Annotated in this window: 16 protein-coding genes; 9 read left to right on the top strand and 7 right to left on the bottom strand. The window is 48.4% G+C overall.

Going from position 1 to position 22394, the window contains the following annotated elements; genetic code table 11:
* The first annotated feature begins 1165 nt into the window (after nucleotides 1-1165).
* Nucleotides 1166-3157, top strand: a complete 1992-nt coding sequence (locus ACCI51_RS02115) for an alpha amylase C-terminal domain-containing protein (protein WP_371842427.1) — start codon at nucleotides 1166-1168, stop codon at nucleotides 3155-3157.
* A gap of 74 nt (nucleotides 3158-3231) precedes the next feature.
* On the opposite strand, the gene ACCI51_RS02110 is transcribed toward ACCI51_RS02115, so the two are convergent.
* Entirely contained in the window at nucleotides 3232-5133 is a 1902-nt protein-coding gene (locus ACCI51_RS02110; RefSeq protein ID WP_371842426.1) for an alpha-amylase family protein, read from the bottom strand.
* Between the two features lie 51 nt (nucleotides 5134-5184).
* Nucleotides 5185-7689, bottom strand: coding sequence for a glycoside hydrolase family 31 protein (locus ACCI51_RS02105; RefSeq protein ID WP_371842425.1), 2505 nt, complete (start codon nucleotides 7687-7689; stop codon nucleotides 5185-5187).
* 121 nt (nucleotides 7690-7810) lie between these two features.
* Here ACCI51_RS02105 and ACCI51_RS02100 point away from each other — a divergent pair, with 121 nt between their 5' ends.
* Entirely contained in the window at nucleotides 7811-9310 is a 1500-nt protein-coding gene (locus ACCI51_RS02100) for an MFS transporter (protein WP_371842424.1), read from the top strand.
* 164 nt (nucleotides 9311-9474) lie between these two features.
* On the top strand, nucleotides 9475-10878 hold the full coding sequence (locus tag ACCI51_RS02095; RefSeq protein ID WP_371842437.1) for an alanine/glycine:cation symporter family protein: 1404 nt from the start codon (nucleotides 9475-9477) through the stop codon (nucleotides 10876-10878).
* Between the two features lie 56 nt (nucleotides 10879-10934).
* Here ACCI51_RS02095 and ACCI51_RS02090 read toward each other — a convergent pair whose 3' ends face one another.
* Entirely contained in the window at nucleotides 10935-11381 is a 447-nt protein-coding gene (locus ACCI51_RS02090) for a L,D-transpeptidase family protein (protein WP_299586620.1), read from the bottom strand.
* A gap of 1274 nt (nucleotides 11382-12655) precedes the next feature.
* On the opposite strand from ACCI51_RS02090, the gene ACCI51_RS02085 reads away from it, so the two are divergent.
* On the top strand, nucleotides 12656-13558 hold the full coding sequence (locus tag ACCI51_RS02085; protein ID WP_371842423.1) for a 6TM ABC transporter family protein: 903 nt from the start codon (nucleotides 12656-12658) through the stop codon (nucleotides 13556-13558).
* 74 nt (nucleotides 13559-13632) lie between these two features.
* Here ACCI51_RS02085 and ACCI51_RS02080 read toward each other — a convergent pair whose 3' ends face one another.
* Nucleotides 13633-14298: an outer membrane beta-barrel protein gene (locus ACCI51_RS02080; RefSeq protein WP_299586627.1), complete on the bottom strand. Its 666-nt coding sequence runs from the start codon at nucleotides 14296-14298 to the stop codon at nucleotides 13633-13635.
* Nucleotides 14299-14585: 287 nt separating this feature from the next.
* Here ACCI51_RS02080 and ACCI51_RS02075 point away from each other — a divergent pair, with 287 nt between their 5' ends.
* Nucleotides 14586-16010 carry an aryl-sulfate sulfotransferase gene (locus ACCI51_RS02075; RefSeq protein WP_299586630.1) on the top strand — a complete coding sequence of 475 codons (1425 nt, stop codon included), beginning with the start codon at nucleotides 14586-14588 and terminating at the stop codon, nucleotides 16008-16010.
* 195 nt (nucleotides 16011-16205) lie between these two features.
* Here the strand turns inward: ACCI51_RS02075 and ACCI51_RS02070 are convergent, their stop codons facing one another.
* The 3 genes from ACCI51_RS02070 to ACCI51_RS02060 form a co-directional block, all read right to left on the bottom strand.
* Nucleotides 16206-16508, bottom strand: coding sequence for a putative quinol monooxygenase (locus ACCI51_RS02070; RefSeq protein ID WP_371842422.1), 303 nt, complete (start codon nucleotides 16506-16508; stop codon nucleotides 16206-16208).
* A 20-nt stretch (nucleotides 16509-16528) separates the two neighbouring features.
* Nucleotides 16529-16981, bottom strand: coding sequence for a DMT family transporter (locus ACCI51_RS02065; RefSeq protein WP_371842421.1), 453 nt, complete (start codon nucleotides 16979-16981; stop codon nucleotides 16529-16531).
* A gap of 136 nt (nucleotides 16982-17117) precedes the next feature.
* Nucleotides 17118-17792 (bottom strand): type 1 glutamine amidotransferase domain-containing protein, encoded by a 675-nt coding sequence (locus ACCI51_RS02060; RefSeq protein ID WP_371842420.1) that lies wholly within the window; start codon nucleotides 17790-17792, stop codon nucleotides 17118-17120.
* Nucleotides 17793-17911: 119 nt separating this feature from the next.
* Between ACCI51_RS02060 and ACCI51_RS02055 the strand changes: the two genes are divergently transcribed.
* From ACCI51_RS02055 to ACCI51_RS02040, 4 genes are all read left to right on the top strand, one after another.
* Complete coding sequence (locus tag ACCI51_RS02055; protein WP_299586640.1) at nucleotides 17912-18793, top strand: LysR family transcriptional regulator; 882 nt, start codon at nucleotides 17912-17914, stop codon at nucleotides 18791-18793.
* Nucleotides 18794-18844: 51 nt separating this feature from the next.
* Nucleotides 18845-19159: a cupin domain-containing protein gene (locus ACCI51_RS02050; RefSeq protein ID WP_371842419.1), complete on the top strand. Its 315-nt coding sequence runs from the start codon at nucleotides 18845-18847 to the stop codon at nucleotides 19157-19159.
* 152 nt (nucleotides 19160-19311) lie between these two features.
* Complete coding sequence (locus ACCI51_RS02045) at nucleotides 19312-19779, top strand: DUF1203 domain-containing protein (protein ID WP_371842418.1); 468 nt, start codon at nucleotides 19312-19314, stop codon at nucleotides 19777-19779.
* Nucleotides 19780-20077: 298 nt separating this feature from the next.
* Complete coding sequence (locus tag ACCI51_RS02040; RefSeq protein ID WP_371842417.1) at nucleotides 20078-21910, top strand: Ig-like domain-containing protein; 1833 nt, start codon at nucleotides 20078-20080, stop codon at nucleotides 21908-21910.
* The last annotated feature ends 484 nt before the right edge of the window (nucleotides 21911-22394 follow it).

The following is a 22394-nucleotide window of genomic DNA, read 5'->3' as shown; positions in this document are numbered from 1 at the left end:
TAAAATGCCTCTTATAATTTAAAAGTGGCACCACTCCCGCGCAGCGGGTTTGTACAACATTTATATAGTGGTCATCATGACTACTATTATCCTGATAACTATCCTGGAAGCAATTATACGTCAGCTTCCTCAAAACTTAGTTAAATCAATTGGTTACATAAACTTGGTACGTATGTCACATTTGGGATAGTGGTCATCGTTACGACTATCCCAATATTTTCTTGAAGTTCTATTATGTTGAATTTAATCATCTTTTTTCTTCAACTTCGTCAGATTCAGAAATAACAGTCACGGTGTACAAAAACTCTAGGCCAATTTGGTCACAAACGTGACAGGGGCTGATTTCTTCGGGTAGAGCTGAAACCGTTAGCTTTAAGCGGAATAGGGTCGTCTGGAAAATAGAGAGCAGATAATTTTGAGGGCCGGACTTAACTAGTAGCCAACCCACTTATAGCGCTTGAATCTCGTAGACTTTATGGGGGTAGGGTTGTAGTTACTCCAGCTACCAGGGGCTGAGAATGATCAAGTTAAAGTGATATTGGCTCAAGCCCTGCACAGCTATGTTTAAAGGGGCTCTCCCCTTTCCGTTTCATGGGTTTATCGTAACCAGTGGGCTGTCGTTTAAATTTAAGTGTGTTGTTTTTCTGAACACTAAATCTCTTCACTTGACGCTAAGTTCAAATTTCTGCAGGGAAAGCCACTACGCCCCCCTGAAGGGGGATGTGTGCGTTAGTACCATTTCTTTACCCTGCTACAGGTCATACCCCAGAGAGGGTGGTCCTTTGTTCCGGAGTCACTGGGTTAGAAGCGCGCATTCGGATTAGATATAACAACAATAACTAGGTTTATAGATCTCTCTGGTCGCCTTTCTCTGGCAGTCATTTGCACTCACTAATACAAGGCATCCGCTTGATTAGGGGGAGCTGCTGAGCTGTTGCTGTGGGTGAATAGCGACTTGAATCTGAAGTTAATTGTTGTGGTATTGGCTTCTTTTATTTCCTGTATTGAAGCTTTTCTGACCTTTAGGGGTACTGTTTCTAAATTAGCGATTCTGGTGCTCAGATTCGGGAAATCTTAATCCTCGATCAACGGCTTGTGTGCTTGCGGGTTAAGAGGCCTGATACTTAAACAATAACAGCGAAAAGATGACTAAGAGAAAGCAATAATGAACAACCCCTTTCCCCTAAAAAGGCTATTGGCCAGTACTGGCCTTGTGCTTGGTACACTATCTAGTGCCAACGTTAATGCCGGTACCGCTTTTGTCCATTTATTTGAGTGGAGCTGGAATGATATTGCCAGCGAGTGTGAGAACTTTCTCGGCCCCAAGGGCTTCGATGCGGTGCAAATATCACCACCCAATGAACATATCAGCCACTCCACCTGGTGGGCTCGTTATCAGCCAGTGACCTATACGAACCTTACCAGCCGCAGTGGCACCGAGCAGGAACTGCAAAGCATGGTCAACCGTTGCCACGCAGCGGGTGTGAAAGTTTATGCCGATGCGGTGATTAACCACACAGCGGCCTGGAATGGTGGCGGCACCGGTTGGGGAGGTACCCAGTGGACATTACTGGACCATCCGGAGTTTTCTTCTAACGATTATCACTCCGATTGCACCATCAATAACTACAATGATGCCAATCATGTGTGGAGTTGTCGTTTGAGTGGTTTACCGGATTTGGATACCGGTTCTGGCTATGTGCAAGGGAAACTAGCCGGTTACCTGAGTAAATTAAAAGGCATGGGAATTGATGGTTTCCGTATTGATGCGGTCAAGCATATGTCCCCCGGCGATTTGCAGGCTATTGTGAATCAAGCTGGCAATCCCTGGGTCTTCTCTGAGGTTATTGGCGCTGCCGGCGAGGCTTCGGAAATTCAGCCATACAATTATACCTTCCTAGGCCGTGTCACCGAATTCAAGTATGGCACCGATGTGGCTAGTAACTTTAATGGTCAGATTAAAAATCTTGCCACTATTGGTGAGAGCTGGGGGCTGCTCTCCTCTGGCGATGCTGTGCATTTTATCGATAACCACGACCGCGAGCGGGGCCACGGCGGTGGTGGGAATCTAACCTATCACGAAGGGGCCAAATACAATCTGGCCAATGTTTTTATGCTGGCACATCCTTATGGCTATCCCAAGGTAATGTCGGGATATGATTTTTCCAATACCGATATGGGTCCTCCCAGTAATGGTCCCAATAATTGCCAGAACAGTGAGTGGGTCTGTCAACATCGCTGGGGTAATATTGCCAATATGGTGGGCTTCCGTAACTATACCCACGGCACTTCTATGGATAACTGGTGGGACAATGGCAATAACCAGATTGCCTTTGGTCGTGGGAATAAAGGCTTTGTGGTGATCAATAATGAGAGTGACCCCATAAGCCAAATGCTCTACACCGGCTTGCCCGCGGGCGACTACTGCAATGTACTGGCTGGCGATAATGAGTGCGGTGGTGATGTGATTAGCGTAGAGAGCAACGGTTACGCGACCTTTAATGTGCCTGCCAACTCTGCTGCGGCGATCCATGGTGGACAGTTGGCGACACCCTGTAACGATTGCACCGACCCTGGCTTCCCCAGCCTTTACTTCCGCGGTACTGCCAATAATTGGGCTACTCAGGCGATGACTCAGATAGACGATAATATTTGGCGTACTACGGTGATGTTTGATGGGAGCCATAATCAGCGCTTCAAGTTTGATGTGGGTACTGACTGGAGCGAGAACTACGGGGACAATAACGCCGACGGCATTCTTGAGTCGGGTGGTAACGATATTTACACCAATGTGGTTGGTACTTATATCGTTGAGGTGAACGATAAAACACTCAGCTATATCCTGACCTGCGCAGACTGCGGCGGCCACGCTGCCAATTTTGCCTCATTGTATTTCCGTGGGACACCGAACCATTGGGGCACCGTGCCCATGCAACTGGTATCGGATAATGTTTGGGAAGTTCAGGTTAACTTTGATGGCCAATCCCAACAGCGTTTTAAATTTGATGTTACCGGCGATTGGAGTGAGAACTATGGTGATAACAATGCCGATGCTCATCTTGAGCAGGGTGGTTCTGATATTTACACTTCTGTTGTAGGCAGCTACACAGTGCAGGTAAATGATCAGACGATGACGTATCGTTTAATCGCCCAGTAGATAATTAACTGATGTTGAAACAGAAAACCTGGCTGTAAGCCGGGTTTTCTGTATTAGATAGTTTCATTCGATGGTCAATGTTCAAGCCTGAAGAGGTGACTCTCAAAGGGAAGCAGGTTGAGTTTTATTCGCCCCAGGCCATTGTGGATAATCAGTTGCTGCTCTGCGCCTCCGATCTGCCCCTTCAATCGATAGCTACCGTCTTTTAGTGCCCACTGCTTAAGTAACTCACTGGGGATAAATAATTCGAACTCGGTGTTCTCTTGATCAAAATTTGCAACGACTAAGAGTTTTTCCGTTTTATCCCAGCGCGCAAAAGCAAATTGTTTTTCTCCATAGCCTGTACCTTGCTTGCGGTTGTAGCTATGCAAGTCCAGATACTCGCCACGCAGGGCCGGGCTCTGTTTGGAGAAGTTGAGCAGACGCTGGTAGAAGCGGCGTAATTCCTTTTCATTTTCTGTTAGCAGAGCGGTGTCAAAAGTGCCCCCATTGTTCCAGCGGCGCACGCTGGGTACTGACCAGTAGTCGAAAATGGTGGTGCAGCTGGCTTTACCAAAACCGGCATTTTCTTTGGCGGGTTCTCCTAACGCCTGGCCAAAGTACACCAGTGTAGGGGCTGGAGAGAGTGCGGCAGACACCAGCATTGCGGGTTTGCCCGCTTCTGGGTTGCCGGCAAATTGTGGGCTGGCAATACGCTGTTCGTCGTGGTTTTCCATAAAGCGCAGCATATAAGAGGAAATATCTACCAGGCTCGCCTGTACCTCTGCGATTTTATCTGTACTGCCCTTGTTCTCTATGACCGCGCGAATCGCATCGTAGGTGCCGACTTTATCATAGAGGTAATCCATTTTCCCCAGACGCAGGTAATCACGGTAGCGCTCTGGAGTATAGATTTCGGCGAGTAGCAGCGTGTCGGGATTACGCATTTTGATTGAGGAGTTCAAATAACTCCAAAATTCCACGGGGACCATGCCGGCCATATCGTAGCGGAATCCATCTACGCCAAAATCCAGCCAGTAGTGGGCAATATCGCGGAATTTTTTCCAGGTATTCGGTACTTCCTTGTTCGCCCAAAATTGGGCGTGGGCGCGGTAGTCAAGCTCAGCATATTCCTGGGGTAATTCGGAAAAATGATTACTGCCGTCGGGGCGAACGCCAAAATTAATTTTTACCGTCTCATACCAGTCGTGCATGGCCGGTTGAGCGCTGCGTGCACCATTACCGGTCCATTTGGCTGGGCTCTCGGTAAACTGCCCATCGACAAGATCGTTGGCTTCGCCATTAAGAGGTTGGTAGCCTTTCTCCGTAACGGGCACGCGAAAGTCTTCACCCACTGCATAGTAAAAATTGTTGTTGCGGGCGTAGGTGACCAGGGTATTGTCCTCGGCTCCAAAATCCTGCACGCCTTGGGGTTTGTGCAGGGAGTGATAGGCGCGGGCTACATGGTTAGGCACTATATCAATAATCACTTTCAGGTCGGCCTCGTGGCTGCGGGCCACTAGTGCCCGGAACTCCTGCAAGCGCTCTGCGGGATTATCGGCCAGGTCCGGGTTTACGCTGTAGTAATCCTTGATGGCGTAGGGGGAACCGGCGCGGCCCTTGACCACGTCTGGGTCGTCGTGACTGATTCCATATTCGGTATAGTCGCCAACGAGTGCGTGGTGCAGGGCGCCAGTAAACCAGATATGGGTGGCGCCCAGGGCATGAATTTCACTCAGTGCTTTTGGGGTAAAGTCGGAGAACTTACCCACACCATTTTCTTCGAGTGTGCCCCAGGGTTTGTTCGTGCTATTAGTGTTGCCAAACAGACGCGGTAACACCTGGTAGATAACCGCTTTTTCTCCGGCGGTTTCTTGATAGGGTGTTATCTCTTTCGGATTTTTTTCCTGTCCGCAGCCCCCAGCGCTAAATAGAGCAGCGCTCAAGAGGGAAGCCGAAAAGAGTTTGGCAATAAACAGGGAATGTAACTTCTTCATGGTTTCCTGGTAACTTTAAATTTCTTAGTCAGTGATAAGCAGGCTGCTGGATTATGGATTTGTGAGCAATAAATCCAGCGGCTCTTTAGACCAGTTAAATTTCACTAGCAGTTGCTGCTTGCGCTCGTGGTACCAGGCCCCACGGTTAGCCTGAGTAAAGTCTTTTTCACTGTCGAAAATAGGCAGGGGTTCGCCGGTAATATCCAGTTGCGATGGTTCCTGCTGCCAGTTGTGAATTTTTAAAGTGACCCTGCGGGATTCCGGCATACCGGTATAACCCTCGCCTTCACGTCTAAAGGTAAAGGTTAAACCCCGCTGTTTGTTTTCAGCGAAAAAATGCAGTTTCTCGTATTGACCTTTTTCAAAGGCCTGCGCGGTGGCACCATCATCCTCATACACATAGCGCTCGGACTTTGCTGCTGATGGGTGGGCATAGTAGTCCAGGGTCAGGTTTTTACTGGAGTAATCACGGCTGCTGTGGATATCGTCAATGGTGGGAATAATGGCGCCGGCCCGCACCAGTACAGGAATGGTTTTCAGGTCCACTTCTACCAGGGTCTGGTCGCCAGAATGTTGTTCATCAGTCCAGTAATCGAACCAGATACCGCCGGGTAGTTTTATCGCGACTTCATCCAGATCTTCCTCTACTACTGGTGCGACGAGGAAATCCATACCCCATAAGTAGGCATCCTTGTAGTCCAGTAGGGACAGGTCACTTTCGTTTTCAAAAAAAAGTGGACGCATCAGCGGCAGGCCGGTCTGGCTGTTTTCGAAGGCGAGGGTGTAGTTGTAGGGCAGCAGGCGATAGCGCAGTTTTACATACTCGCGCAGGATATCGCGGGTGCGGCGATCGTGAAAAACCGGTTCTGAGGCAATATGCTCCTGGGCGTGAGGGCGGTAAACCGGTTGGAATACGCCGTATTGCAACCAGCGAATATAGAGCTCGCGATTGAATTCCTCACCGCCGGCAAAGCCACCGAGGTCTGAATGGGTATAGCCAAAGCCGAGCAGACCCATACTCAGAGCCAGTTCCACCTGAGGTTGCAGACCGCCCCATTCGCGTGCTACGTCGCCGGTCCAGGGGATCATGCCGTAGCGCTGGGAGCCGGCAAAACCGGCGCGCATCATAATAAAGGGGCGGCGCTCCGGTTGTTTTGCGGTTTGGCGTTCGTGCAGTAATTGCGCCCAGGCGTGGCCGAAGGCGTTGTGGATTTCATCGGCCATGCCGATTGCGTGAACGGTATCAGAGGGGTGAACTTCCGGTTCACCCAAATCGCCCCACCAGCCGGCTACTCCCTGTTCCAATAACCCGTCGTAAATATTCCAGAACCAATCGCGCCCGTCTTCGGAGAAGACATCGATCAGGCCGGTATTGCCAAAATAAAAATCAAAACGCTTCGGTTCTCCGGCCAGGTTTTTGGCCAGGGCATTATTCACTACGGCTTCCTGCCAGCGTTCGGAGGTGGAGAGGACAAAAGGCTCGGTCACCAGGATAGTGTTGATACCACGGGCTTTCAGGTCGGCCATCATCTTCTCTGGCTCGGGGAAGGCTTCTCTATCCCAGGCCAAGTTGCCCATATGGCCTTTGATATCTGGGCCGAACCAGTAGAGGTCTAACACTAAGGCATCGAGGGGGAAGTCTTCTTCAGCATATTTGTCCACCGTCGCGCGCACTTCGGCCTCACTGTGGTAGCCAAAGCGGGAGGCAAAGTTACCCAGGGCCCAGCGTGGGGGTAGGGGCTGCTTGCCGGTGGTGGTCACATAGTTTTCCAGCAGCTGTGGATAAGTCTCGCCGGCCACCACGATATAGGCGGTGCGCCCGGCCACAGCTTCAAACTGCAGTATGTCCTCTTCACTGGTGCCCAGGTCCAGAGTGCCGGTGGCAGAGTTGTCGAACAGTAGAATGTATTTGTTGCTGGACAATATGGCCGGCAGGGAGAAATACATTTGGTTGGATTCGGTGGTGTAGCCGTAATGAGCGCGGTTATAGAGCGGTAGGCGTTGACCGCGGCGATCCATACCCAGTACCCGCTCGCCACCGCCCAGCAGTTTTTCCTCGGGCGACAGGGCAAAGCGGAAGCCGCGCATCGTTTCGGTGGCGAAGAAGCCGCTCTCCTCGCTCAGGATTTGCTCTGCTCCGCGCAGGTATTCAATGCGGAAGGGGGACTTGTGGATGACAGCACTGAGTGAACCGGTAGTGTAAACCAGCTTATCCCCCTGCTGTTCGAGCTTGGCCTTTGTCTGCTGGGTATTCTGCGGCGCTAGGGCAAAGGAGGGCAATTGCTTCAGGCCTTTGCGACGATAGAGTACCGATAGTGCTGAGGGGCCTACCGGGGTGATGGTGACCTCGCCTTCACTCGTCTGTACAGTTAGTGAGTCTTCGCTCATTGTGTGGTCGCGGTATGTGCGTTGTTCTGAGGCCAGGGCTTGCGTGCTCAGGCAGAGCGCAGTGGCAAGGCACAGCAGACGCAGGAGTGGGAATTTTAGGATCATCGCGCAGGACTTCAGTTGCTTGTTTGGGCTTGATGGTTTTGCGGTGGCCCGGCGCGAACGCATGGGCCTGAGTTTATCCTAAAGGGCTGGTTCTGACCCGCATCCCCCCCGTTGGGGGAGGATGTGGGCTGTGGTGGGCGTGTCAGAATGACAGAATAAGCATAACGAGAGATGCGGTGACCTTATGAGCCAATTAGAGACCAGTACTGTTCAGCAGCCGCGCCTGCCTTTCTGGCAGGTGTGGAATGTTAGTCTTGGCTTTCTCGGCGTGCAGTTCGGCTTTTCCCTGCAAAACGCCAATGCCAGCCGGATCTTGTCCGACCTGGGCGCGGATCTTCACTCCCTCTCCCTGTTTTGGATTGTGGCACCACTGATGGGATTGATCGTGCAGCCTATCGTCGGTTCTGCCTCGGATCGCACCTGGAGCCGTTTCGGCCGCCGCAACCCCTTTATCCTTTTCGGTGCTATCGCTGCAGCCCTGGGCATGGCGTTTATGCCCAACGCCGGGATTGTTGTGGCAATCGTGGCACCTATTATTTTTGGCGGTGTGATGTTGGCGCTGATGGATGCCGCTTTTAATGTCACCATGCAGCCATTCCGCGCGCTGGTGTCCGATATGGTGCCCTCTGAGCAACGTACTTTGGGTTACTCGGTTCAGTCCCTACTGATTAATATCGGCGCCATCTTCGGTTCGATGCTGCCGTTTATCCTTACCAATGTGATTGGTCTGGAGAATACCTCCCGCGCCGGTGAGGTGGCGCCCTCGGTGATTTGGGCCTTTTACATTGGTGCGACGGTACTGTTGGGCAGCGTGCTGTGGACTGTTATGCGCACCAAAGAGTATCCGCCGGAGCAGTACAATGCCTACAAGGGGATTGATACACAGAAACAGCAACAGGAGCGAAAGGGCTCTCTGCTGCAGCGCCTGATTGGTTTTTTCCGTTTGATGCTGAATATGCCGCGGACCATGCGCCAGTTGGCCCTGGTGCAATTCTTCTCCTGGTTCGCTCTGTTTATTATGTGGGTTTACACCACTCCTGCTATCACCCAGCACGTCTGGGGGGTGGAGGCCAAGTGGTTTGACTCTGCGTATCTGGACAGTATCGGCGAGATTCCCGCGCATATTGCTGCGGCTAAAGGTGCCGCTGGTGACTGGGTGGGCATTATCTTTGCGGCCTACTCACTGTTCGCTGCGATTTTTTCCATTGCCCTGGCGCGCTTGGCCCAGGTGATAGGGCGCAAGCTGATCTATGCCCTGTCGCTGGCACTGGGCGGTTTGGGGTATATCAGTTTCCTGCTGTTCCAGGGGGGCGAGCCTACCCAGGTGAACTTGTTGATTACTGAGGTCTCCGTACCCAGCGGTGCCCTGGGTCTGCTGTTGCCAATGGTGGGAGTGGGTATTGCCTGGGCTGCAATTCTGGCGATGCCCTATGCGATTCTGTCCGACGCATTACCGGCGGATAAGACCGGGGTGTATATGGGTATCTTTAATTTCACCATTGCTGCGCCACAGATAATTTCTGCGCTGTTAGCAGGGTTGATCCTGAAGTCCGTTTTCGATAATCAGGCAATTTATATTATTGTACTGGCCGGAGTGAGCATGCTGCTTGGGGCGTTTTCGGTGTTTTTTGTCCGAGAGAGTGCTGAGGCAGAACCCGAGTTAGAGACCGGCACGGTGTTCTGAAAGTAAAACCGGCACCCAGCGTATAAAGCCCCTCTGATAGGGGCTTTTTTATTGCTGTTTATGCTCTTTAAATATTGACCGGCCCTCTAAGAAGTTCGCGCGCTTTGACAGCCCGGTATCCGCCTACCTAGACTGGCGGTCTCTCACAGTGAAAACCAATGCTTATGTCTTTTTTCGATGCCATTGATCGGGCCCTGCAGGCCTTTGCCAGTTTTGTCTGGGGGCCGCCCCTGTTAGTACTGCTGGTTGGCGGGGGCCTGGCGCTGTTGATTTATTCCCGCGGCCGTCCATATCGCCACCTCGGTCATAGTATTGGCTTGTTGAGCGGTCGCTATGATGACCCGAATGATCCGGGCCAGGTCAACCACAGTCAGGCGCTCTCTACCGCGCTCTCCGGCACACTGGGCTTGGGGAATATCGCCGGTGTGGCCATCGCCATTACCGCCGGTGGTCCCGGAGCGATTTTCTGGATGTGGGTCACGGCTCTGGTGGGGGTGGCTACCAAGTTTTATACCGCGACTCTGGCGGTGATGTACCGCGGTCACGATGCCAATGGGGAGCTGCAGGGCGGCCCCATGTATGTGATTCGTGAGGGCTTGGGGAAACGCTGGATGCCGTTGGCGATGCTGTTTGCGGTAGCGGGGCTCTGTGGCATGTTGCCGGTGTTCCAGTCTAATCAGACAACCCAGCTACTGCGTGAATCTTTTGCCGAGCCTCTGGGCTGGGTGGCTCCGGGCGGCTCATTGGTGTTTGATTTCGCCATTGGCTTATTGATCGCAATCGCCTCCGCGTATGTGATTGCCGGGCGCATCCAGCGCATCGGTAAATTCTCCGCGCGTATAGTGCCGGGAATGGTGTTGTTCTACCTGGTTATGACTTTGATCGTGATAGGCAGTTTTTGGGAGCAGGTACCCGCGGCATTTATGCTGATTTTTACCGATGCGTTCAGTGGACAGGCTATTGCCGGGGGCGCCCTGGGCACAGTGATCACCATTGGCGTGAGCCGGGGTGCATTTTCCAATGAAGCGGGGATTGGTACCGAGTCATTGGCGCACGGTGCGGCGAAAACCCGCGAGCCGGTGCGTGAAGGGGTGGTCGCTATGCTGGGACCCATCGTCGATACCCTATTGATCTGCACCTGTACTGCCCTGGTGATATTACTCACTGGGGCCTGGCAACAGGGTGAGGGCGTGGCAGGAGTGACTTTGACTGCGCAGGCATTTTCTCAGGTGTTCGGTTCAATGGGGCCTATTCTGCTGCTGATTATGGTTTTCCCCCTGGCTTTTAGCACTATCGTTACCTGCTGGTACTACGGCATGAAGTGCTATGTATTTCTTTTCGGTGGCCGCTGGCAGGGGCTGTATACCGGAATTTATATGGTGCTGATTGTGTTGGGTGCAGTGGCCTCTCTGAATGCGGTAAACAGCATCATAATTGGTATGTACGCGGTGATGGCTGTGCCCACCATGATTTCCACTTTACTCCTGGCAAGATACGTTAACCGCGCGGCCCACGATTATTTTACCCGTATGGATATTGCTTCGCGGAATAGGGTTGAGACCTCATAATAAATAAGAAAGGCGGACTGAAAAGTCCGCCTTTCTTTCCGTCACCCCAGTATTCATTAAGGCACCACAGATACCCGCGTTCCGACTCTGGCATGACGATAAAAGACCTTCGCCATATGCCAGGGAATACGGATACAGCCATGAGAGGCTGGGTAGCCGGGCACATAACCGGCGTGCATGGTGACCGGGCCATTAATTCGCATCATATAATCCATGGACGCTCCGCGGAATCGAGACCCCGCAGGCTTGCGGTGGCGGCGTACATCCACATTACTGCGCAGCACATAACCGCGACGGCTCACATAATGACCGTAGAGGTTTGAGCGATGGCTGTATTTCTTCTCGGAAATACGGAAATTTCCTGTCGGAGTGCGATGCCCGGCTTTACCGGTAGAAACCGGGGACATACCGGCCAGGCGTCCACCTTTATAGAAGTAGGCCATTTGGTCGCTGAGGTCGATCACTATGCGAGGTGTTCCCTGCACGTGAGCTTTAAACCACATATGTCGACCATACCGAGGTTGTTCCCTTTGGTACCTGCCGTATCGTGAATTCGCCCTTTGATTTCTGCTGTATCTCGAATGTCCCCTGTATTCCCTGTTGTATCTGGAATGTCTGTCATATTGCCCTCCATGGTTCTGTTGAGCGACGTATAGTGGGCCTTGACGGGAGTTGGGGTTGGAGTAATCCACTGCGAATGCTAATGGGGCAAGGATTGCTGAACCCACTATCATTACTGCAGCAGCGAATGAAGCTTTTTTGCGAAGATTCCCCTGTCCTGATGGCAGGGATAGTTTCTGTTGTATGGATATAGTTTGATGATTTTGCAGCGAAGGTCGGCTATGCATTACACACCTCTCTAGTGCCAGTGGTCCGTGTAAACAACCGTGAATTTTGATTTCAACCTTTGCCTGCCGGGTGCAACAATCCTTGTGCACCTAATAAAAGAGGGCACAACGCAGGTTGAAGATTTCCCCAAAGCAGATTGCCGTATACTCGGCCTCGGCTGCGGGAAGCGTTAGCAAAGGTTTTCACCATTGCAGGTCCATGGGATGGTAAGGTCGCTGGTGTAGGCCGGTCACATCAAAAAGGAATAAGTGAGTTACTGGTTATTAATTTGAAAGCCATCAGGGTGGTTGCTCATGTGTTGGTAATCGAATGGTTAGTACCAGCCAGGTTTCCAAACGGAACAATCCAGGGGGTCGAAAGCGTTACTCTTAACAGGCAGGATATTTGGGCTTACAGTGTTTATATTTTCGCGGTCTCAGTGAATAACACCAGCGATCAGGGTGTAAAATATGGAGTACTTATTGCCATAGGGCTCCCCGACAGACGAGTGTGCAGCTGGAGATTTTGGGGTATAAATTGAACGGTTAGGAAGATCCCTCACTGGTAAATAGCTTCTGAGACTAGAATTACAGGTCCTCAAGTAATCCAAACTGGCGGTAAGGTATACTAGCCCATATTTATAATAGATTGGCAACCCTTCTGACGAAGTTGCGAGTACGATTTTTGACATTTTTCCGAAGAGCTCGCTTAGCCTAATACCTATGAAGCCGATGCCTATCAGCGGTAGCAGCCAGGTTAAAATCTGCAGCCGAAGCCTGGATATGTACGGAAAACACTGAATAGTACTTCAGTGCCTGAGCCTATAGGCAAGCTTTATGTAGTGAAATAGGAAAATTCCATAGGTGGAATTAAATTGGTCATCAGGAAATATTTAATTGAGAACAGTGGGGCAGACCCTTTTTGTTCTTTTACCAGTGAATAAGACTATATGAAGGATTATTTCGATAAAGGCAGGAAGAACCTGGCTGATCTTTCCCGTAAAGTGCCCACAGACATCACCCGTAGTTTAAAAATTTTTCAAGAGGTGGTTGCCGGACTACCGTTATTTTCTTCGGCAGAGCGCAGTAATCAATTTGTGCAAAGCTATGATGAAAAGCACTATTTTATTATTCCTTACAAACTTTCAAGGGTTGGTTTTACCCTCTATACCATGCGCTGCTTACCCGATGATGCCCCCGAGGTGAATGATCTGCCCAAGCGCAGAGTTTTTCATTTTCCCAATACGCATTATGAGGGGAGTTTGCGTAAGTTTATGGTGGAGAGTGCGGTAGAGTTATCTCTGGAGAGAAATAACTCCAATAAGAGCTCTCTGGAAAGGCTTGCGGATGATATCGATAGTCTCGATAGAAAGCTCACTCTTGGCATGTTGCTGGTTGGGGGTGTCGCTGCGGTGTTTAATCCCCTCATCGGCGCCGGCCTGGTAGCCAAGGCGGTACTGCCCGGTGTGAGTGGCCTGGTCAATAAGTTCGGCTTGCGCCCAGCCGGAGAAAAATTATCGGAGCTGCAGAGTAAGAAAATGCTTCGTCAGGCGGAGGAGGATGTAGCGAGACAATTCTCAGAGGCCAATACCCTGAAAGTGACCAACCCGATTCTCCAGGAGTTGGAACTAGCACTGAGAACTACTGAAACTCAGCACGACCCATTGACCGATCCCAATTTGGCCGATGGCTCAATTCCTGAGTTGGATAGTGAACGCTGGCGCGAGCTGACTGAGCGGGCAGTTTACCATGTCTATAAGGATGTTTATCTGGATAAGAAACTGGCCAAGAGGGCTCAGTTGGGGCCGGAGGATTTGCGTTGGTTTGAGGTTCTGTTTGCGGGAGCTAAGTAGCTTTACCGTGATTTTTTAGAGGAAAAATTCAGCAGCCGGATTGGCTGCTGAGAAAAATTATACAACGGATTTCTTTAGAAGTTGTATGTCAGTGCCAGGGAGGAAAGACTGGGCTTTCTGTCATCCATTTCGAAAATAGTGTGCTCCAGGCTGAGACTCCAGTTGTTGTAGTTCCAGCCAGCGGAAACACCGTAGTAGAGGTCGGTGCCATCAGTGGTCTCATTATTAGAGAAATCTCCCTGATAATATAAATCATCTGCCACTTGGTCGAACTCATCATTCCATTCAAAGCGTTCACTGAAGCTTCCACTTTGCTTTAATTCGGCATCCCATACTTGATATCCAGCACGTAGACCGGCATAAAAAGTTTTACTGGTGTCGGTGGAGAGGAATACGCCTAACATTTTAGTTTGGGCGTCAATGGTAGCCTTGTAACTAGAGTCGAAATAGTAAGTTCCGTAGCTATCAGGGATGAAGACATTTTGACTGTCTTTTGCTTCTGCCTCGCCCAGATCAGCATAACCGCCCTCAACCGCAAAAAAATTGTTTAGGCGGTATCCCAGTGTGAAAGACCAGCCGTTAGGATCGGAGAGTTTTGTCCCAAACGTGTCTCGTGCTTCTTGCGCGGAGATATCTGTATCTACCTTTCCATAGGAGGATTTTAGATAGAAGCTATTTTCCATTGCCGTAGTGTTGGATGCTGAGAAAGCGATAGCGGAGGCCAGAATAAATCTTTTCAAAGGATATCCTTAAATCATTGTAAAAATGCCACATAATGGGCTTAAATTTGAGAGGGCCAGGGGGGAGCTAGTACCCGCAGAGTGAGGCTTGCCTCAGTCATTTCTTTTAAAAACTGGTATTTATGTACCAGCTCTCAATTTTGGCGGATTTTCCAACATTCAAAGATCTTAGTCAATAACTATCCATTACAGTTTATTACAAGATATTGAGAAAATTTGTGTCTCCTAAACCACACTGGTATCGCGCCATTTAACAATGCTGTTCGAAATCTTCAGTGAGGATTGCAATGAATAAATTTAGCCATTTGGCTGTTCTTGAAATATTTTTCTTCCTGTTTTTTGTGGTGGGGAGTGTGATGACCTATGGCCAGGAAGGTATTACTGTTCAGTTAACACTCAATACCCATCCTGAAAATACTTTAATGGTTAACGCCAGCGTAATTACTTCTGATAATGCAAGGGTGGCTATCAGATTTAAATCTACGAATACCGACCAGCAGCGTACGGGCTACAGTGAGCTTGCAACAGATCACGAAATGACGGTCGTAGGCTTGCGGGCCGATACGACTTACCGATTTACCGCAGTCGCTCTTCTGGAGACTGGTGAAAGGGTACGCAGTGAGGTGGTGGAATTTAAAACGGGGCCGCAACCCACGGGCGTGCCGAGAGTAGAGCTTCTAAATCAAACGGCAAGCAGTGAGGGCGGGATTACTATTTTTGCACCATCTGCAGATCGGGATAGCACCTTCTACGGGTTCGATGAGGCGGGGGAGCTTGTCTGGTATCTACATGGAAATGTGCCATTGTCAGGTGCGCCGGTAGCGAGAAATTTACACGATGGGCGCCTGCTCTTGTTGCTTGATGGGGAAGCGAGAATTATCTCTTATACAGGAGAGATACTGTCCACTTTCGCTTTACCCGCTTATCACCACGATGTGCAGCTTCTTGAAAACGGAAACTTACTGGTCTTAATCAATGAGACGGGATTCTTCGCTGGAAACTTTCTGCAGGGCGATGCGATTATAGAAATTGACACAAGTGGAAATACGGTTTGGGAATGGTCCGCATTTGACCACATGGATACAGATCGTTTTCCTGGTGCGTTGGCTAACAGGATTTTGTCTAACGGGGCGCTTGACTGGACTCATTCCAATGCCCTCTATTACATCCCTGAGAATAAGTCTATTCTGCTCTCGAGCCGCTCCCAAAGCTGGGTAGTCAATATTGATCATCTGAGCGGCGATGTGAATTGGGTTATGGGAAGGGATATCGATGTTACCGCTGGTTTGGCAGATAAATTCTTTACTTTGGATAGCGGTAACTGGATGGCCTCCCAGCATGCGGCTATGTTGACCGGCAGTGATGAAATACTGATTTATGATAATAGAAATGAATCTGAGTTGAGTGGCAATATTTACAATAGTCGCGCGGTTAAATTTAAACTAAATAAGGCGTCTATGACGGCTGAGCAAACCTGGGAGTTCGTTGCCCCTAAATATACCCAGTCCCTGGGGGATGTGGATGAGCTTCCCGGTGGAAATATACTGTTGTGCGCGGGTGGTCCATCGGATATCAGTACGGGTAGTGATCGGAATGCTTATCTAGTGGAGGTTACTCAGGATGAGATACCGGAGGTTACTTGGCAGTTAAAAGTCAGCGATACAACCATATACCGCGCTGAGCGTATACGTTGGTCGGAATTACTTGAGTAAAGCTTGGATATGGTTAACTAGAGGTGTTAAAACGCTCTCCTCTCCTGTTTTTCTGCAAGATATTAAAGATGTTCTCAAGGAACAGGAGAGGGAGATTTTATCGTGTACTTATTGAGAGGTTATCTAATTCTTATAAATAGTAACCGTGTTGGATTTTCCTTATTCTATAAATAAGAAATAATTAGCCTAAAAATCTTATTTATTCTTTAGCGCGTCACTGTATTTTTCAATCCTAGGTGCTTCAGCGAGCAGAGGTTGTAATTTTCCCAGTGTATTTTTTAAATGTGCCATGTCCCAATGTTGCTGCTCACTTTTCGCAGATTCCCACACCTCAAGGGTAATAAAGGTGTTGTCCTCTTCCCGGGATGGTAGGATTTGATAGCTCAGGCAGCCACTCTCCCTTTCCGAGTCTTCGGCCAGAGTTTTCAATAATTCTACAGCTTGCTGGGTATGGTGTGAAAGTATACTGACTTTTGCCATTACAAATAATTTACTCACTCAAATTCTCCTGTCTATCTTCAACTATTGCGTTTAACAACAAATAAAACACCAATTATCATCATAGCCAAGCCAATAAGACGCTTAATATCCAGGCTGTTTTGTTGGGCGCCAAGCAGGCCAAAGTGATCAATGGCGGCAATGGCAATAAGTTGCCCGAGAAGGACAAAGGATATCGTGTTGCCAACGCCGAACTTGGGCGATACCCAGGTCACGCTAAGAATATAAAAAGCGACTAAAATTCCACCAAGGTACAAATACCACGAGATTTCTTTCTGAAAAATACTCGCGTTAAATCCTTCGGTCTTTAGCAGGTATATTACAGAGATAAGCAGTCCAACAAAAAATAAAACTGTAGTTGCAAGTGCGGAACTGCCGAGTTTGACGCCAAGGCTACTATTCAGGGTAGCCATCACCGGTATACCGATACCAGCCATTAACATCAACGATGGATAGATAATAGAGCTTGGCACTGTATGAGCCTCATAGCAAAGGGATTAGCCCAACATCGAAAGAGGACTGAAAAAATATATCAATGGCGGGCCAATGGTTGGTTTGGTCCAATGAAGACTGATGCAGAGTCCTGCACTAGTCTTCATTGTTCGGTTTTTAGCTGGCGAGCTGCTTAGCGATGGCCTTACCAACGGCGTGTGCACTGGCTGGGTTTTGCCCGGTAATCACACGTCCATCTTCAATAACAAATTCCTGCCAAGGTTGCGCTTTGTTAAATCGAGCAGCTTTTCTGCTAACGGCTTCTTCAAGTAGGAACGGGATGTCCTCAATAGTGCCGAAATCGATCTCTTCCTCGCGGGTAAAAGAGGTTACTGACTTGGTTGCCAGTAAACTCTCACCATTGCTCAAGGTGATGGGCAGTAAGCCCGCGGGGCCGTGGCAAACGGCAGAAACAATGCCTCCGTTTTCGTAGAGCTCTGCACTTAATTTGGCAAAATCTTCATTGCTCGCCAAATCGGAAAGAAGACCGAATCCTCCTGGGTAGAAAACCGCATCGTAATCTGCGCGACTCAGTTGGCTCACTGGAATGGTGTTATTGATACGATTCTGGAAATCGGCATCGGCAAATACTTGGCTGTTGATCTCGTCGCCCTCAATGTCGGTACCGTAGAGCGGAGCCTTGCCACCTTTAATGGAGGCGATATCGTAATCAATGCCATTTTCATTCAGTACATGTACAACGTGAGTCAACTCTGGGGAATAGGTACCGTTGGCTTGGTCAGTCTCACCAAGAGTTGCGTGGTTGGTTACGGGTATTAGTACTTTCTTCATGTCTCTGTCCTCTGTGCTAATCAATCAGTGGGGAGGATTCTAGATTGTCCTAGTAAAGATGATAATATGCACTTTCAGTGAAATACCTTTGCTATATAGCAATAATCAGGTTTGACAATATGGACAGTTTTGACGGTGTGGTCGAATTTGTGGCCGTAGCAGAGAGCCAGGGATTTTCAGCAGCAGCCAAACACTTGGGGTGTAGTACCAGCCATGTCAGTAGGCAGGTATCGCGTCTGGAAGAACGCCTGGGCAGTGCCTTACTGGCCCGCACCACGCGCTTGGTCAGTTTGACTCAAGCCGGGACTGTTTATTATCAGCGCTGTAAAGAGCTGGTGGTTGGTCTACAGCAGGCCAATGAGCAGGTTAGTCTGCAACAATATGAGCTTAGTGGCACACTGCGGGTGAGCTGCGCGGGAATTTTCGCCGAGCAGTATGTGGCACCGGCGTTAATGGCATTCGGTTTAGAGCATCCAGACCTGAGGATCGATATGGATTTCAATAGCCGAATGGTCAATTTTGTAGAGGATGGTATCGACTTTGCTATCCGTTATGGCCGCCTGGAAGATTCTGGGCTAGTTGCGCGAAAGTTAGCTGACAGGCAGATGATGGCCGTTGCGAGTCCGGATTACCTAAAGCAATTTGGCCGGCCGGCGGGCCCCGGTCAGCTGAAGTCCCACAGCTGCATTGTCGCGAATAATGAAAGTTGGGTCTTCGATATAAACGGGGCCGAGGAGTCAATCCGGGTCGATGGGCGCTGGAGAAGCAATAATGCCCATGCAGTGGTCGAAGCCTGTGAAAAGGGCTTGGGTATTGCCTATATGCCGAAAAGTAGCTTTAGCCGTTCTATAGAAATGCACTTGTTGGAACCAATACTGGAGTCTTTTTGGGGGCGGGGGGCCAGTAGTTGGATTGTTTATCAGAATCGACGCTTCCTACCAATACGTGTACGTATGGCTATTGATTATCTGGTGGACTACTTTTCCGATTGGGAGGAATAGATGCTATTGAAAAAATCCCCTGCTATGTTCGTCCATCAAAAGTAATTCAAGATGAATAATATATTCGCCCAGCTTCCAATAGACACTAACCGCGAACATTTTTCAGATATAGTAAAGTCAAAAAATGTACGTATTGAAAGAATTGTATCCTTTGGTCAGTCTTCACCTGAGAAGGGTTGGTATACTCAGGATGAGCATGAATGGGTAATGGTACTATCGGGGTATGGAGATATTGAGTTGGGTTCTGGCAGGGTTGTACGTCTAAAAAAGGGAGATTTTCTTGAGATTAAAGCTGGCCAAAAGCATAGGGTACTAGCGACTGCGCAGGGCATAGCAACGGTTTGGCTGGCCATTTTCTACAAATGAACAGTCTGCTTGAGTATATAGACTGAAGATATAAGTGCGGTAGCTTTTTCTGTATAGCGATTTGGGTATAGGTTTTAGTTCCGAATTTGGCCAATATAAGTCTGGCATAGGCAGTAAACTCGGAAGCTAAAGCATACAGAATTGGCAGAACTATGGATTTCTTAATAAGAGCGCTCTCGGCAAAAAAATTTCACCGCTTGATGTCGCTCTCAGACTCTCAGCTAAAGCGCCAGAATATATGCTGGAAATATGTAGACAGTAGTCCTGGGTATCCCTGCAGAGTTTCGCTGCAAGACGCTTTACTTGGAGAGCGAGTGCTCTGCATGCCTTTTGCCCACCTGAAGGCAAAGAATTTTTATTGTGCTTCGGGTCCGATATTTGTTCGGGAGAACGCAAAAGAACAATCGTTGAATATGAATGAAATACCAACGATGCTGCGGCACAGGCAGTTGTCTCTGAGAGCATATAGCAGTGAAGATTTAATGGTGATGGCTACGATATGCGAGGGTGTGGAGCTGGAGGGAGAGATAAATAAATTATTGTGCTCTGCAGCGGTCAACTATATTCATATTCACAATGCCATTCCCGGGTGCTTTAATTGCGCGGTCTATCGTGTTTGATTCCTAATATCTGTTTGCTTTTCTTTAGTTGTCTAGTGATTTTTTATCAGGATTATTTAATACGTCAGTGAAGTTCTATTGCATTGATATATCTTAAATATCTATAGAGCTTGGTCAAATACTATCCTTACCTTTGTTTAAATAAGTAATTCCTGCCACATTTAGAGCCTATTCGGACATTGTAGGATTTTCCCTTTCACACTAGATTGTATGAGCGTAATGTAATTTTATGCGCCATACAATTTTAATTGGTGGTCCTATCTTTTTAAGCCTTTCATTATTAGCCTGGAGTATTTAGATGAAAGTTGGTTTTTTGAAGGCGATACTATATGTGGCAATTGTATCGTCGCTTACAGCTTGTAGTGGTGGTTCAGGCAGTAATGATTCCATAGATACAATATCGCCTAGTGTTACTTTAAATCCTGCCAGTGGCGATACACTGTCTTTGACTGGCAGTGTGACTTTGGACTTTAGTGAAGCGATTACTCTTAGCGATGTTATTTTATCTGGCGATATGGGGAGACGTGGAGTACTTACCCAATTCGATGCTGACACCTTGAAGCTCTTCCCGAAGGAGAAATGGGAAGAGGGGGAGGTTCTATCCCTTCTAATTAATGCCAAAGATGCTGCGGGGAATAGGATGCAGGAGGTGACCGCAAGCTATCAGATTGAGGCGGTTGCCCCAGAACTAGTGAGCATTTCACCAGCCGGAGAACGCCTGGAGAAGGGAGGCACAATTACTGTGCAATTTTCTGAGACTATGAATCAAGAAAGCTTGCAGCTTACCGGATCGTTAACGGTTGATGCATATGATCTCGTCTGGTTAGAGGGCAGCAGGGTAAATGATACGCTCCGTATTTCCCCAAAAAAAGGATGGATATCTGGAAAGGACCGAACTTTTGCCCTGGAAGTTGAGGATAGCGTTGGAAATAAGCTTTCCAAGTTTGAGGCAAGTTTTACAGTCCCATTATATTTTGAAAATTTTGATGCTGCTCAGGTGGTTGTTGGGCAAGAAGATTTCTCTAGCACTGTATCGGGACTCAATGAAAAGAATATTGCTGAGTATCCTATAGGTTCTGTAGCAGTGAGTGATAATGGGAGGCTCTTTATCAGTGATACAGGAAATAATAGAGTTCTAGGCTATAATGAAATTCCAAAAGTTAACGGTGCTCCAGCCAATTTTGTTCTTGGCCAAGAGGATTTATATAGCGCTGTATCGAATAATGACAGTACCCTTACTAAGGGATATGGTAAGCCCACGAGAGTGAGCATTTCGAAAAATAAGCTTTTAGTTACTCAGGCCTTTATTCGGCGTAGTTTTCTGTATGATGAAGTTCCAGAAGATGGAGAGGCCAGTCCGCATCTGGCGTTGGGGTTAAGGGACGGTGATGGTGATACTTGCAATAGTTCTGAATTTAGCTTTTTAGAGTCTTCAATTGTGGTCAACGGAAAGATCATTGCCGCGGATACGGGTAATTCTCGTATATTGATATGGGATGAGTTACCGAATGAGCATGAGGCCCCTGCAAATCTTGTACTTGGTCAGTCATCATTTAATCATTGCCTTGCCAATGATGATAAGCAAGATGGCTCTAGTAGTGCCACTACTGCGAGAACACTTTCCCAGCCCAATGATATTTGGAGCGATGGAGAGAAATTGGCTGTTGTTGATACCTTGAATAATCGAGTTCTTCTATGGAATACTTTTCCTAAGAGTAATTTTGTACCAGCGGATGTGGTTCTCGGACAGAAAAATTTTTCTGTTAACCAGGGTGGATCTGGCACTGGGGACGCCGCCGATTGGCCGGTGACCAATAAAACCTTTAATGAGCCCTATTTGGGAATTTGGTCTAATGGGTTACAGTTGTTCCTGGTCGATGGTGTAAACCATCGGGTACTGATTTGGGATCAATGGCCAGAGAATAATTTTGCCGCGGCAGATTGGGTTATAGGGCAAAGTGATTTCGAAAAAAATGCTTTTAATGATACCGATCAAAACGGCACAAATAACCAAGGTGAATTACCAAGTGCATCCACATTGAAGTGGCCAGAGGGGGTAGTTGGATATCAAGACAAGTTATTTGTTACCGACAGTGGAAACAATCGTATATTAATATTTAAGTCTCGTTAGGCTGTTGGCTGATGCGGGCTTAATTAATAATGTCAATGTTTTATAAGGTATATACTAGCAGGCTCCAGTCGGAACCTGCTGGTATAGTTAATGCGTTTAGGGGTCTCTGAGTTATTATCTAATATCTCCGTGTAGCGTGTGTAGTCTGCAGGAGTAAGTGTTACCTCAGGGGCTTTTCTGGATATTCACACGCTGTGTTACTTTTTCTTAAAGATCTAGATGTTTCTACGGGGCGGAGCCTGGACTGTAAGTCTCTCTAAAAGTCAGAGATATTGCAGGAGTATTGGGAGTTTTTTTTAAATAAAAAAGATACTTACAATATGGCCCGCGAAGAAGATCATGAAGGTCATACTTAGAAATATGTTGTTCTACCTGTATAGGTGGATAAATGTTGATGTGGGATTTTTATGCAGGGTAGGGGTTGTGTGCACTATGGTTGTTGTTTGTCTGCCCCGGAGAGATGGCCTTCGATGTTTATCCAACA

Origin of the sequence: Microbulbifer echini (genome assembly GCF_041447225.1) — a bacterium.
GTDB classification, from domain to species: Bacteria; Pseudomonadota; Gammaproteobacteria; order Pseudomonadales; family Cellvibrionaceae; genus Microbulbifer; species Microbulbifer echini.
Note: the sequence above shows the minus strand (reverse complement) of the source record. Positions and strands in the feature narration are given on the sequence as shown.